At 58.9% G+C, this 13,416-nt stretch carries 11 protein-coding genes; 5 read left to right on the forward strand and 6 right to left on the reverse strand.

All coding sequences use genetic code 11. From position 1 onward, the window contains the following. Positions 1 to 7 precede the first annotated feature (7 nt). The 3 genes from dnaA to IG616_RS16260 all read right to left on the reverse strand — a co-directional run bounded on the left by dnaA (position 8) and on the right by IG616_RS16260 (position 4,267). Positions 8 to 1,489, reverse strand: coding sequence for a chromosomal replication initiator protein DnaA (dnaA, locus tag IG616_RS16250; protein ID WP_192149224.1), 1,482 nt, complete (start codon positions 1,487 to 1,489; stop codon positions 8 to 10). 715 nt (positions 1,490 to 2,204) lie between these two features. Then, positions 2,205 to 2,642 carry a glyoxalase superfamily protein gene (locus tag IG616_RS16255; RefSeq protein ID WP_192149225.1) on the reverse strand — a complete coding sequence of 146 codons (438 nt, stop codon included), beginning with the start codon at positions 2,640 to 2,642 and terminating at the stop codon, positions 2,205 to 2,207. A 212-nt stretch (positions 2,643 to 2,854) separates the two neighbouring features. Next, positions 2,855 to 4,267 (reverse strand): FAD-binding oxidoreductase, encoded by a 1,413-nt coding sequence (locus IG616_RS16260; protein ID WP_192149226.1) that lies wholly within the window; start codon positions 4,265 to 4,267, stop codon positions 2,855 to 2,857. A 172-nt stretch (positions 4,268 to 4,439) separates the two neighbouring features. Between IG616_RS16260 and fabI the strand changes: the two genes are divergently transcribed. The 5 genes from fabI (at position 4,440) to yghX (ending at position 9,583) form a co-directional block, all read left to right on the forward strand. Further along, positions 4,440 to 5,258, forward strand: coding sequence for an enoyl-ACP reductase FabI (fabI, locus tag IG616_RS16265; protein WP_192149227.1), 819 nt, complete (start codon positions 4,440 to 4,442; stop codon positions 5,256 to 5,258). A 151-nt stretch (positions 5,259 to 5,409) separates the two neighbouring features. Beyond that, entirely contained in the window at positions 5,410 to 6,027 is a 618-nt protein-coding gene (locus tag IG616_RS16270; RefSeq protein ID WP_192149228.1) for a histidine phosphatase family protein, read from the forward strand. 111 nt (positions 6,028 to 6,138) lie between these two features. Further along, positions 6,139 to 7,332, forward strand: coding sequence for a DUF3095 family protein (locus IG616_RS16275; protein WP_209007647.1), 1,194 nt, complete (start codon positions 6,139 to 6,141; stop codon positions 7,330 to 7,332). Positions 7,333 to 7,444: 112 nt separating this feature from the next. After that, the gene (gene aroC, locus IG616_RS16280; protein WP_192149229.1) at positions 7,445 to 8,530 is read left to right on the forward strand and encodes a chorismate synthase; all 1,086 of its coding nucleotides are present in this window, start codon (positions 7,445 to 7,447) and stop codon (positions 8,528 to 8,530) included. Positions 8,531 to 8,677: 147 nt separating this feature from the next. After that, entirely contained in the window at positions 8,678 to 9,583 is a 906-nt protein-coding gene (yghX, locus tag IG616_RS16285) for a YghX family hydrolase (RefSeq protein WP_192149230.1), read from the forward strand. Between the two features lie 240 nt (positions 9,584 to 9,823). Here yghX and IG616_RS16290 read toward each other — a convergent pair whose 3' ends face one another. From IG616_RS16290 to IG616_RS16300, 3 genes are all read right to left on the reverse strand, one after another. Next, on the reverse strand, positions 9,824 to 11,623 hold the full coding sequence (locus IG616_RS16290) for a TRAP transporter permease (protein ID WP_192149231.1): 1,800 nt from the start codon (positions 11,621 to 11,623) through the stop codon (positions 9,824 to 9,826). 76 nt (positions 11,624 to 11,699) lie between these two features. Further along, positions 11,700 to 12,659, reverse strand: coding sequence for a TAXI family TRAP transporter solute-binding subunit (locus IG616_RS16295; protein WP_192149232.1), 960 nt, complete (start codon positions 12,657 to 12,659; stop codon positions 11,700 to 11,702). A gap of 194 nt (positions 12,660 to 12,853) precedes the next feature. Then, a complete protein-coding gene (locus IG616_RS16300; RefSeq protein ID WP_192149233.1) occupies positions 12,854 to 13,405 on the reverse strand; it encodes a hypothetical protein in 552 nt (183 codons plus the stop codon). Positions 13,406 to 13,416 lie beyond the last annotated feature (11 nt).

The raw sequence follows: 13,416 nt of genomic DNA on the forward strand, positions 1-13,416 counted from the left end.
GCAGCGGTCAGCTGTAGCTCATCCGCCTGAGCAGGGTCAGCTCCTGAGACAGCGACGGGTCGGATTTCACTTGTTGTTCGATCTTGCGCACGGCGTGCAGAACCGTCGTGTGATCCCGTCCGCCGAACCGCTTACCGATTTCCGGGAGCGAGCGGGGTGTCATGGTCTTGGACAGATACATGGCGATTTGCCGCGGGCGGACCAGATTGCGGGCCCGGCAAGAGGACAGAAGGTCGGCCTTGCTCACATTGTAGTGCTTGCAGACGGCCTGCTGGATGTCCTCGATCTTGATTTGCCGCTTCTCCCCGGTTCTGACGAGATCGCTCAGGATCTTGTCTGCAAGATAGGGCGTAATGGCCTGGCTGGTGAGCTGATGATGGGCGAACAGCCGGTTCATCGCGCCCTCCAGATCACGTCCGGAGGCCGTAATGTGACTGGCGACATAGTCCAGAACCTCGGAAGGCACTTCAAAGCCCGGAAGCTTCGCTTGTGCGGCCTTCAGACGGGCCGTCAGGATCCCGCGGCGCAGGCTGAAGTCTTGAGCATGAACCTTGACCACCAGCCCATTGGCAAACCGCTGGCGCAAGATGGGATCCAGCGTGTCCAGATCCTGCGGAGGACGGTCAGCCGCAACGATGACCTGTTTCACGGGTTCGATCAGCAGCTGAAGGGTTTCGCAGAATTCCGCCTTTACCTGTTTGCCATGGAGGAATTGCATGTCATCGATCAGCAGAAGGTCGAGTGACGACAACATCTTCTTCACTGCATTGCAGGACCGGGATTTCAGAGCCGGAACCAGCCGGTACATGAAATACTCTGCCGTCAGGTAGGAGACATTCATGCCCCGTGTACGGGCGGCCGCGGCAACAGCTTGTAACAGGTGGGTCTTGCCATAGCCGACTGACGAGTGCAGGCAAAGAAGATTGACGTGTTCGGCGCTGCCATCGGCGATGCTTCTGGCAGCCTCCACTGCAAAGCCGTTGGATTCACCGGAAACAAAGGTGTCGAAGGTGAAGCGCCGGGTCAGTGGCGCGCCTTTCAGGAACTCCAGGATCGTTGCGTCATCGGCATCACCCAGGGCGATGGGAACCTGCGGATAGCGCAAAGCGTCCGGCAGACTGGCCTGCGGATAGTTTGCACGCACCACGGAGAGCCGCGGCGTACTGCCGCCCCGGTCAAAATGCTTAACCGAGCCGGGGACGTCGTTCACTGCAGGCTTGGGGCGCAACGCGCCGCGCACCACGAGTTCTACGCCATAAACCCCCTCGCACTCTGTCTTCCACAGACCGACGAGTTGTTTTTCGTAGTGGCTTTGAATCCAGTTCTTGAGGAAACGGGTGGGAACGGAGAGCCGGACGACCTTGCCGTCCTGATCTTCAAGGTTGACGCCTCCGAACCAGTTCTGAAAGGCATCGTCTCCGAGTTCTGCCCGGAGTTTTGTTCTCACGCGGTCCCAGCCATCCGCGTTGGTCAAGGTCTGCACTTGCATAGTCGCCTCCTGTGAAAGGAAAGCGGTCAACTCATCCGCTTGTTCTTTTTTGCTCCTGCAAGCACGCACCCGCTTGCGGAGCATTGTTTTGCGGTTGGATCCGCAGTCTTCTGGGCAAACACTCCTCCGGTTGCAAACCGGAGTGATTTGCAGTCACGCGCACTGTATTTCTTGTTTTAGGGAAGGAGTGGCTTTCTATTTTTGATAGAAAATTACTCACTTTTCTCTCTATTCCTGTGTTTCTATTTTTGATTTTATTGCAGATTTTGGCATAAGCTATTTTATTGCGAAATATCGCAATGTGCCTTGCTGTCATCTGATTCTAGTCTTGCTTAATTTTTATAAGTATTGAACATCAAATATGAGAAAATCAAAGAAAAATTAACTTCTTGCAATTTTTGAGAGCCGTTTTTGGCCAATTCTAAGGTGCTGCATCCGCAAAAATGACGGATTGAGAGGCTTGCGGAAAATCCCTCAGTAGAAAACAGAAACCGTTTTGCAGGAAGTTATTGCTCCGGAACGAAAAATTCAGTTTCCGAAAAAAATCAGGTGAGGCGGAGAGGCCATGCAATGCCCTGGGTCTGGCCTGGGCAGGTTTGCTGGCGTCACACGTATGGTGGCAGGACTTGGGCTGTTCTTTATGCTGTCCAGGCAGACAATAGAGCATCATTGTCAGATGTTATTGGTGTCCGCGGAAGGACCGCGGACACCAAGTTTATGCCTGAATCTTTCTCAGGACGAGATGGGGCTGGCCATCGGACGTCTTTTCGACAGTGTGGCCTTCAGGGCCGATTGTGGCGTTTACGCGTTTGCGGAAGGCCGAGAAGCTGTCGAATGCCACCACATCGACCGGTGTGTCGAAGTCGATGGCGACGCGCTGCCAGCCGTCCGCTCCGATGCGGGAAACGGACACAAGCGTGCCGGTGAAGGCCTGATGCAGGTAAGTGCCGCTCACCTTATCGCCAGGAGACAGGGTCAGGTCTGGCTGATTGCCTTTGGCCGCAAACAGAGTGTTCCAGTCTCTGTAGCCATATTGTCTGGCAATCAGGTCAAGAGTCTGGCCATGGCTGGGCGTTTGGCCGGTGCCGGAGGGCAGGGCGGCTCTGAGCCGCTTGGCCTGCGCCTTGAGATCATTAATCGAAGGAAGTGTCATGGATCGCGCCTTTCCGCGGCCGCAGGCATTCCACTTGATGGGGCCCGCATTGCCATCGGCCTGCTTATCGCAAAAGGCTGATCGGTCCGGTCCGGGTCAACTGACCCAATCCGGGAAGGTTTCACCATGGCCTTCGACAGGCTGCGAGCGGCTGGGACCTTCTGCCCAGCCGCCGAAATAGGTAGCGGTTCCCGCTTTGTCAAGATTTGCCGTTAAAGCATGCTGCCGGGGTTCAGGATGCCCTTGGGGTCCAGCGCTGCCTTTATCTTGCGCATCATATCCAGCTCTACCGGGCTTTTGACTTCTGCCAGAAGGTCCCGCTTCATCCTGCCGATGCCGTGTTCCGCAGAAATCGAACCGCCGAACTCAAGGACGATGCCGTGAACAAGAGCGCTCATCTCATCCCATTTTGCCAGATAGCTGTCCCGGTCGGCTCCGATCGGCTGGCTGATGTTGAAGTGGATGTTGCCATCGCCGAGATGCCCGAAGGGAACAGGGCGGCATCCGGGGACAAATTCGCGGACGGCAGCAATGGTGCGGTCCAGAAACTCCGGGATGCGTCCGACCGGTACGGAAACATCATGCTTGATGGAACCGCCTTCCTTCTTCTGAACCTCGGACATGCCATGGCGGATCCGCCAGAAGTCAGAGACCTGGTTCATCGATTGGGCAATTGCGGCGTCCTCGACAATTCCAGCGTCAAAGGCCTCGCTCAAGACGGCTTCCAGAAGGTCGTGGACGGGAAAGGCTTCCGATCCGCTCGAGAGTTCCAGAAGGGCATACCACTGATGGGGAGTCTGCAGCGGATCACGGGCGCCGTCCAGGTGAGCAACGCAAAACTCCATCCCGATCCGGGGCATCAGCTCGAAACCGGTTAGTACTGGACCGGCCTGTGCCTTAGCCATGGAGAAGAGCTTGAGTGCGGCGTGGGGATCCTGCAACCCTGCAAAGGCTGCTTCAAGTTTCTTCGGCCTGGGGAAAAGTTTCAGAGCGGCAGCTGTAATGATGCCCAAAGTCCCCTCTCCGCCGATAAATAATTGTTTCAAATCATAACCGGTATTGTCTTTTCTCAAGGTTTTGAGACCGTCCCAGACGTCTCCGTTTGGAAGCACGACTTCGAGGCCGAGAACGAGGTCACGGGTGTTGCCATAGGCGAGTACGGCGGTGCCTCCGGCGTTGGTTGAGATGTTGCCACCGATCTGACAGGAACCTTGCGAGCCGAGCGCAAGAGGGAACAGGCGGTCGGCTTTTTCCGCCTCCTGCTGCAGGGTTTCCAGCACCACACCGCTGTCCACGGTGATGGTAAAACCGTCCGGGTCGATGGCCCTCACGGAATTCATCCGGCTAAGGGACAGGACGATTTCCTCCCCGGTTTCCAAAGGGATCTGGGCTCCGACAAGACCCGTATTGCCCCCTTGGGGGACGATCCTCAGACCGTGGTTGTAGGCATATCTCATGAGGGCGCTGACCTGAGCTGTGGAGCCCGGACGCAGAACCATTGACGACCTGCCCTGATACTTGTCGCGCCACTCGCGCAGGTAAGGTGCCTTGTCTTCGGGACTGGTCAGCACATGCGCCTCGCCGATGATCGCCGCAAATCCGGCTGCGTGGTGAGAGGGCTCCATGAGCGCGTATCCTCATCTCTTAAAGGGTCAAATCCGGGCGGTAACATAGTGGCATGTCCTCCGACCGTCGACGGTTTATACCGGCTCCGGCAGTCTTGAAGGATGAGGGGGGGTGTGCCATACGGTGCCGACCCATTTGCGGGTGATGGAAGGTATCCTTTTGGAGAATACGATGGCGGGTACGCAGGGATTGATGAACGGCAAGCGCGGTCTGATCATGGGCGTCGCGAACAACAAGTCGATTGCCTGGGGAATTGCCAAGGCCTTGAGCGATGCCGGAGCTGAGCTGGCCCTTACCTATCAGGGAGACGCGCTGAAGAAGCGTGTTGAGCCGCTGGCCGAACAGCTGGGCGCATTTGTTGCTGGGCATTGCGATGTGACCGATCCGGCAACCATGGATGCCGTGTTCAACGGGCTGGAAGAGAAGTGGGGCAAGATCGACTTTCTCGTTCATGCCGTGGCTTTTTCCGATAAGGACGAGCTGACCGGCCGCTACGTTGACACGACTGCAGCCAACTTCGACCGCACGATGAACATCTCCGTCTACTCGTTGACTGCTGTGACCCAGCGCGCCGAGAAGCTGATGGCCGATGGCGGCTCCATCCTGACACTCACCTATTATGGTGCTGAGAAGGTCATGCCGCATTACAACGTCATGGGCGTTGCCAAGGCGGCTCTGGAAGCGAGCGTAAAGTATCTCGCCATGGATCTTGGCCCGAAGAACATCCGCGTCAACGCGATTTCCGCAGGTCCGATCAAGACCCTTGCGGCCTCCGGCATTGGCGACTTCCGTTATATTCTGAAGTGGAACGAGTACAACTCGCCGCTGCGCCGCAACGTGACCATTGAGGATGTCGGCAATGGCGCTCTCTACCTGCTGTCTGACATGGGCGCGGGCGTGACCGGCGAAATCCAGCATGTGGACTGCGGTTATAACATCGTCGGCATGAAGGCCGTCGATGCGCCGGATATCTCGGTCAACAAGGAATAAGAGCTTCCGCTCCTGATCAAGCCGGCCTTCGGGCCGGCTTTTTTGTGTCTGTAATTCTTGCCTTTTGAGGGAAGCTGGCTTTATCTCCAAGGCCTTCCCGGCGGACGGACCCGTCCGTCATGCCTGCTTCCAGCCCCACACCGGAGATTTCATGACTTCGACGCCTGCTGCCTACAATCCGGAGTTTCTCATTTTCATCCGCCATGGCCAGACGAATTGGAATGCGGAAGGCCGGATGCAGGGACAGAAGGACATTCCGCTGAACAGCGTCGGCGAGGGGCAGGCGACTGGCAACGGCGAGCGGCTGAAAGCCTTTCTGGAGACTGAGGGGCTAAGTGCATCCCATTTTGATTGGGTCGCGTCCCCGCTTGGGCGCACCCGGGCGACCATGGAGCGGGTAAGGACCGCGATGGGGCTCCAGCCGGACGCATACCGCCTGGACGATCAGCTGAAGGAAATCAGCTTCGGGGATTGGGAAGCATTTACTCTCGAAGAGCTCGCTGACACGGAACAGGATCTGGTCGTGAGCCGGCGTGCCGACAAATGGGGTTTCGTGCCGCCCAATGGGGAGAGCTACGAAATGCTGTCCCGCCGTATTGAAGCCTGGCTCCGCACCGTCGACAAGCCGAGCGTGGTGGTTGCTCATGGCGGCGTTTTCCGCGTTCTGAGGGGGCTTCTGGAAAACCTGGATACGACGGTTATTCCAAGGCTTGATGTGCCTCAGGACAAGGTGTTCGTTTGGAGGAGCGGCGGGTTCCATTGGGTGTAAGCGAGGGACTTCCCTTCACGTGGCTTACACTGCATCGTGACTTTCTCCGGGGTGCAGCGTGCGATCCGGGTGCTCATCTTCCGCGTAAGCGCAGGATGGAAAGGAACCACGATGTCTATGGCTCAGGACTTCTTCTACCGGGATCTGCCCGCTTTCGCAGATTTCAATACGGTTGGCGATACCGCGTCCTATCAGCCGGTTCCCGAGGATTGGGTTGTGCTCGCCTCGGATATCGTCCGTTCGCGTGACGCTATAGCGGCGGGGCGGTACAAGGACGTCAACATGATTGCGGCTGCGGTCATTTCCGCAGTTCTGAACCGGGTCGGCCGCGATAAGGTTCCCTTCGTATTCGGCGGTGATGGGGCGTTTTTGCTTGTCCCTGCGTCTGATGCTGCTGCTGGGAAGGAAGCTTTGGCTGGTCTTGCCCGTCTTGCCCGGAACGAGTCCGGTCTGGAACTCCGGATTGCCGCCATTCCAGTTGCCCATCTTCGTGCCTTGGGTGCAGATATTCTGCTGCGCAAATACGAGCTCGGTCCAGACACATACCTCGCCATGGCTATTGGTGATGGTCTGGAGCTTGCCGACCGGATCCTCAAGGATCCGGAGGCGGTGACACCGTTTGCCATCAGGATCGGCAACCCGCCGCGGCCCAATCTTGATGGCCTTTCTTGCCGGTGGGAGCCTCTGCCCTCCGAACGTGGAAGGATTGCCTCTCTCATCGTGAAGCCGTCCCGTACCGTGTCCGGCACCGTGCCCTTGAAGGAAATCCAAGAGGGCATCAGGGAGATCGTCGGGCGGGACCCGTTCGGCGAGACGAACGATGGCAACCATGTGACGCCGTCCCGTCTGCGTTTCAAGTTTCCCCCGCCGGGGCTTTCGCTGGAGGCAGGCTACGCAGGGGCAAACTGGAGCCGGAGCCTGCAATGGCTGATGGGGGCATTGCAGAGCCTGGCATTTCTGGTCTCTTATAAGACTGGATTGACCATCGGTCCGCTGAACCGGGACAGGTATCTGAAGGAGATCAGCCGGCAGACGGATCACCGCAAGCTGGATGATTCCCTGCGGCTGGTGCTGGATCTGACGGTTGAACAGCTGGCAAGCCTCAAGACCTATCTGGAGACAGCCTTCGCCAATGGCCGCCTGGTCTTCGGTCTTCACGAGACGGACAGCGCGCTGATGACCTGCTTCGTGTCCGATCTCGGTGCAAGCCGCCATGTGCATTTCATCGACGGCGCGGATGGCGGTCTTTCCATGGCTGCCACCGACTTCAAGCAGCGTCTTGCGTCGCGTTCTACTGCCTTGTGAGGTCTGCCTTGACTGCTTCCGCACTTGAGATCGGCGGGCCTATGGCTTATCGCTTGCCGCACGAAATTCAGCGGACCCGGCCTGTTTCGGGCCGCCATTGGGAAGGCAAGGCATGTCGCATAATTCGTTCGGCCATCTGTTTCGCGTAACGACCTGGGGTGAAAGCCACGGACCGGCGATTGGCTGCGTCGTGGACGGCTGCCCTTCTCTGATCCCGTTGACCGAAGCCGATATCCAGGGCTTCATGGAAAAGCGTAAGCCCGGTCAGTCCAAGTACACCACTCAGCGCCGTGAGCCTGATGAGGTAAAAATCCTGTCCGGCGTGATGATTGACGAGGACGGCGTTCAAAAGACGACCGGCACGCCGATTTCGCTCTTCGTGGAAAACACCGACCAGCGGTCCAAGGATTATTCCGAAATCAAGGACCGCTTCCGTCCGGGCCATGCGGATTTCACCTATGATGCCAAATACGGCATCCGTGATTACCGTGGCGGTGGCCGGTCTTCGGCCCGTGAGACCGCCATGCGCGTGGCCGCCGGTGCCGTTGCCCGAAAGGTTATTCCGGATATCACCATCCGTGCGGCGCTGGTTCAGGTCGGCCCGCACAAGATCAACCGGAACAACTGGGACTGGGCCGAGATCGACAACAATCCGTTCTTCTGCCCGGATGCCGAAGCCGCAAAGCTCTGGGCCGACTATCTGGACGGCATCCGCAAGGCAGGGTCTTCCATTGGTGCGGTGGTCGAGGTTGTTGCCGAGGGTGTTCCGGCTGGCTGGGGCGCGCCGATCTACGGCAAGCTGGATACGGATCTGGCCGCGGCAATGATGTCCATCAATGCGGTCAAGGGCGTTGAAGTTGGCAACGGATTTGACGCTGCTTGCCTTACGGGCGAGGAAAATGCCGACGAGATCCGCATCGGTGCGGATGGCAAGCCTGTGTTTCTGACCAATAACTCCGGCGGCGTTCTGGGCGGCATTTCCAACGGCGATCCGCTGGTTGTCCGCTTTGCGGTCAAGCCGACCTCGTCCATTCTGACCGAGCGCAAGTCCATCACCCGTCAGGGCGAAGAGGTGGACGTGATGACCAAGGGCCGCCACGATCCTTGCGTTGGTATCCGCGCAGTGCCGGTGGGCGAGGCCATGATGGCTTGTGTGCTGGCCGATCATTTTCTGCGCCACCGCGGCCAGATCGGCTGAGACGATCACATCTTCGCGAGCGGGGCGGAAATTCCCGCCCTGTTACGTTTAGATACAAACTTCGGGCTGGGCAGTTGCTCCCCAGCCTGCTTCACTTCCCTCTTATCGGCTGGTCTTCGAGATCTAGACGCCGGACAGGAGGGAACAATGAACGAGATGACGCCCGTACGCCGCAAGACGGCCAAGGATTTCCCGCAGGAACTGCTCGAACTTTACGATTTCTACGCCCACGGCAAGATCAGCAAGCGTGAGTTTCTGGACAAGGCCGCCCGTTTCGCGGTCGCAGGTGTTACTGCCGGCATGCTGCTGGACCAGCTGAATCCCGACTATGCTCTGGCCCAGCAAGTCGCGCCCGACGATGCTGCGATCGAGACCGCCCGCATCAGCTATCCCTCGCCGAACGGCAATGGCGAGGTGAACGGCTATCTGGTGAAGCCCGCCGGGGCGACCGGTAAATTGCCTGCCATTCTGGTCATTCACGAGAACCGTGGCCTCAATCCCTATATCGAAGACGTTGCCCGCCGCATGGGAAAGGCAGGCTTCCTGGCGCTGGCGCCGGACGGCCTGACGTCCGTGGGCGGTTATCCCGGCAATGATGACGACGGGCGCGAGCTTCAGAAGAAGGTCGATCCCACGAAGCTGATGAATGACTTCTTCGCCGGTTTCGAGTTCCTGCTGAAGCATGAGGCTTCCACCGGCAAGGTCGGCGCTGTGGGCTTCTGCTATGGCGGCGGTGTCGTGAATGCGATTGCGGTTGCCTATCCGGAGCTCTCTGCCGGTGTGCCGTTCTATGGCCGTCAGCCCTCCGCCGAAGATGTTCCGTCGATCCAGGCGCCGCTGCTGATCCAGTATGGGGCGTTGGACGAGCGCATCAATGCCGGATGGCCAGCGTTTGAGGCGGCTCTCAAGGCCAACAACAAGACCTATGAGGCCTATATCTACGAGGGCGCCAATCACGGCTTCCACAATGACACGACGCCCCGTTATGACGAGGCGCAGGCGAAACTGGCGGAAGAGCGGACCATCGCGTTCTTCAAGAAATACCTCTCCTGACGACTGGTCCTCAGGAGTCCGGCTGCTGACAGGATATAAACCCTTCGATAGTCCTCCCGGCCAAGCAGAGCGCGAGCCGGGACCGGAGAGCCAAAAGAGTATCGGTTCTATATTGCTGACCACCGAAACCTATCGGCTCACCGGTCCCGGATCTCCGCTTCGCTGCGTCCGGGATGACCAAAAAAGGATAGGTTGTCATCAATCTTACGCTCGTCGAGATCGCCGGGCGCTTCATGTGTTTCAGACGGCTGCCCAGGCGAAGACCGCCGCAAGGCCAAGGGTAATGAGCCCGATCTTGGCCGCAAGATTGCGCACGCCAATCAGCCCGTAGGAGACCAGCCCCAGGCCGACCGCTATGCGGGCGAAGGCAAAGAGCGCCATGGCCGGGTCTTCTGTCAGGCGCAGCACATTCGGATTGGCGATCATGCCAAGCGGAATGATGTAGAGACCAACGCCGAGCGCCATTGCGGTAAGCGCTACCTTCAGCCAGTTTTCCCCGATCATGCCTGCTGCAATAAAGACCGCGCCGCAGACGGGCGGCGTAATGGTCGACAGCAACGCGAACCAGAAGACGAAGAGATGCGCCTGCAACGGCTCAAGGCCTAGGCGGGTAAGAGCCGGACCTGCCACGGAGATGCAGATGACATAGGCTGCAGTGGTTGGGACCTCCATGCCAAGGATGAGGCAGGCCAATGCGGTCAGAAGCAGAGAAGGCCAGAGCATCTCGTTTGAGCCCGAGAGGATCAGCGAGGTGATCTTCACGCCGAGGCCCGTGATGGACAGAACGCCGATGATGATCGAGGCGCAGAGGATGATCGAAGCGATCATGGCAACTTGGCGCGCGGAGGCGAGAGCCGCGTTCTCCAGTTTCAAGGCGATCTCGCGTGGGCGGATCTGCAGCTTGCCGTTAATCAGCAGCATCACCGCGCCCGCGAGAATGGCGATGCAGGCAGCATATTGGGCGGTGTATTGCGCGATGAACATGCCCCAGAGCAGCACAAAGAACGGCACCAGGAAGAAGGCCGAGGTGATGAGAACATCGCGCAGGGCCGGGCGGTCCTCTTCCGCAAGACCCTTCAGTTCAAACCGCCGGGCATAGGCGTTGATGCCGATCCAGACCGCGAGGAAATAGAGGATCGCCGGCAGGATCGCGGCAGACATGATGGAGGTGTAGGGAATGCCGGTCAGCTCCACCATGACGAAGGCACCGGCACCCATCAGCGGCGGCATGATCTGGCCACCGGAGGAAGCTACTGCTTCCACGGCGGCAGCCAGGCGCTTCGGATAGCCGAGCCGGGTCATGGCAGGCAGGGTGATGGCGCCGGTGGAGGCCACGTTGGCGGAGGCTGAGCCCGAGATCGAGCCGAACAGGGCAGACGAAATCACGGAGACCTTGGCGGCACCGCCTTTGAGGCGGCCAGCTGCGGAGGAGGCGAGGTTCATGAAACCTTGTCCGGCTTCGCCTGCGTTCAGGACCGCCCCGAAGATGACGAAGATCGAGACAACCGAGACGGAGACCCCTGTCAGGCTGCCCCAGATCCCGCCTTCGGCGATGGTAAGTGTGCCTAGGAAACTGGCGAGCGGCGTTCCTGAGTGACCGAATTCGCCTGGAATATATTGTCCGAACAATCCGTAGGCGAGCGCGGTCAAAGCCACGAGGGGAAGAGGCCAGCCGATGGCCCGGCGCGCCGCTTCCAGGACGGCAAGAAGCAGGGTGACGGCGATCACGACCTGAAAATTGCCTTCCAGAAAGCCATACTGGTCGTTCAGCATGTTCTGATTGAGGGCGATCCAAAGACAAGCGGCCACCCCAGCAAGCGTCAGGATGGTGCCGCTGACACGTGCAGCCTGTCCTCTCGCCGGAACAACGAAGATCCAGGGCAACGCCAAGGCCATGTGCAAGGGCCTGCTGACCAGATTGGGAACCAGCCCCGAGAAGATCAGACCGATGTGGAACGCCGTCAGCACCAGTGCGAGGCAGAACCAGAACAGGCGGGAGAGGGGGAATTGGGGCGAATCTGAAACGGACTCAGCAGACATGACGTGTATCCGGAGAGGCAAAAGACCGGGCGTGTTGACACGCCCGGTCTGAAAAAGAAGGACTGTTTGACCTGACTTACTTCTGGCTGTCGCTCAATTCAAAGCCGGCTTCCTCGTAGTAACGCAGAGCGCCCGGGTGGATCTTGCCGGTGATGGTGCCCATCAGGGACTTGTCGACGCCCTTCCACCAGGGAGAGGTCTCGGACATGGCGGCTTTCTGATCCCAGAACGTCTTCGTCAGGGTGTAGGCAGTGTCGTCATCCATGGCCGTGGTCGCAAAGGCAACAACCGGCAGGGAGGTCGTGGCGATGTCCTTGTCCTGACCGGCATAGGTGCCCGCTGGGATGATGGTCTTGGTCCGCTTTGTCTGCGTGATCTGGTCGTCGGTCAGGGACAGAACGGTCACGCCGGTGGCAGCAGCGGCTTCCACAACGTTTGGGGCCGGCCAGGAGCCTGCGGTGACGAAGCCGTCGATCTGGCCGTTCTTCAAGGCCGGAACCGCATTGGAGAGCTCGACATTGGCCTGCTGAACCTTGTCCTTCAGACCAAAGAGTTCGAGATATTTTTCTCCCTCTGTCGCCCCGAAGGAGCCTTTGCCCAGCAGAATGGTCTTTCCGTCGAGTCCTTCAAAATCCTGGACGCCGCTCTCCTTAGACATGACGAAATGCATGGTCAGGGACGGGATCGGGAACAGGGCGCGGATCTCGGAGAACTTGGGGTCTCCCTTGCCATCAAACGGGCCTTTGGCGGCAGCCGCAGCGGCGGCGAGGGACGGCGGGGCGGTAAAGACATAGTCCCCGCCGCGTGCGCGCACTTCCATCACGTTTTGAACCGAGCCCTGGCTCTCTTCCAGAGTGACGATCATGTCGCCATTGGTGCCGGTCTTGAGCGCTTCGGCAATTTCCACGCCCATCTGATAGTATGAGGACGCCGCCTTGGCTGACTTGTAGGTGATGCGCGTTTCCGCATTCGACTGGGCTGCCAGGGCAACCGTTGCCAAGGCCGCGAGACTGACGGTGGCGAGACGTTTCAACATGGGACCTCCCCAAAAGGTTATTATTCATTGCGCGAGCGGTTATCGGTCATTCCGGATTGCGGATGCCCAAAACAGGATGTGCAGCCGGAAGGTGCAACGTTGATTGTGCTATGGCAAGTGCAGAGATTGCTGAAGATGAGCTGGGTCATCTGCTCAAGGTCACAGAGTTGGTGGAACCGGTAGCATAGCCCGGTTCACATGGGCCGGTAAGCTTTTATCCGGCTGAGAATGTCATCGGGCTTCCCGGTCAGCGTATCAAGGCGGACCAGCAGAAGGGTGTTGCCGTCTTCCTGAGGCTGGGCCGACCAGTTCCTCAGCATCAGGTTTTTCCAGAAGGGAAAGGCTTGCGGCTTGGCGACTGCCTGCTCAACCGGCCGGGTCAGCCGGACCGCAAGTGTGACAAGCTCGATGTTCCGGACAGCCGTCCGGCGCAGTTCCAGGCTGCGGATCGTGCTCCAATCCAGAAAGCCGAGACGTTCGACAAAAAGGCCGTCGCCATTCGCGCCGAGCTGGGGCTGCGACCTGTCGATCATGGGAAAGTGCCAAAGAGCGGTCAGAACGGGTACCAGGGAGCAGAGCGCTAGGATCTCATGGCCGGTGAGGAGTGCGGGAACAAGCAGGCCTGCACCGATCAGCAGGCCGCCATAAACGATTGCCTCGCCGCTGGCACGGCGGAAACCGACAGCAAAAGGCTCCGGGCCTTTCCGCTCGTCGTCAATGAAGGGATCGGGGGCACCGGATGTCATGGACCGCCTTG

Origin of the sequence: Roseibium litorale (assembly GCF_014842915.1) — a bacterium.
Lineage (GTDB): Bacteria > Pseudomonadota > Alphaproteobacteria > Rhizobiales > Stappiaceae > Roseibium > Roseibium litorale.

What these genes read in the sequence shown, in the direction of transcription:
- IG616_RS16275 (WP_209007647.1), top strand. Translation starts at nt 6,139, where the DNA reads ATGTCTATGGCTCAGGACTTCTTCTACCGGGATCTGCCCGCTTTCGCA.
- aroC (WP_192149229.1), top strand. Translation starts at nt 7,445, where the DNA reads ATGTCGCATAATTCGTTCGGCCATCTGTTTCGCGTAACGACCTGGGGT.
- yghX (WP_192149230.1), top strand. Translation starts at nt 8,678, where the DNA reads ATGAACGAGATGACGCCCGTACGCCGCAAGACGGCCAAGGATTTCCCG.
- IG616_RS16290 (WP_192149231.1), bottom strand. Translation starts at nt 11,623, where the DNA reads ATGTCTGCTGAGTCCGTTTCAGATTCGCCCCAATTCCCCCTCTCCCGC.
- IG616_RS16300 (WP_192149233.1), bottom strand. Translation starts at nt 13,405, where the DNA reads ATGACATCCGGTGCCCCCGATCCCTTCATTGACGACGAGCGGAAAGGC.
- fabI (WP_192149227.1), top strand. Translation starts at nt 4,440, where the DNA reads ATGGCGGGTACGCAGGGATTGATGAACGGCAAGCGCGGTCTGATCATG.
- dnaA (WP_192149224.1), bottom strand. Translation starts at nt 1,489, where the DNA reads ATGCAAGTGCAGACCTTGACCAACGCGGATGGCTGGGACCGCGTGAGA.
- IG616_RS16270 (WP_192149228.1), top strand. Translation starts at nt 5,410, where the DNA reads ATGACTTCGACGCCTGCTGCCTACAATCCGGAGTTTCTCATTTTCATC.
- IG616_RS16295 (WP_192149232.1), bottom strand. Translation starts at nt 12,659, where the DNA reads ATGTTGAAACGTCTCGCCACCGTCAGTCTCGCGGCCTTGGCAACGGTT.
- IG616_RS16255 (WP_192149225.1), bottom strand. Translation starts at nt 2,642, where the DNA reads ATGACACTTCCTTCGATTAATGATCTCAAGGCGCAGGCCAAGCGGCTC.
- IG616_RS16260 (WP_192149226.1), bottom strand. Translation starts at nt 4,267, where the DNA reads ATGGAGCCCTCTCACCACGCAGCCGGATTTGCGGCGATCATCGGCGAG.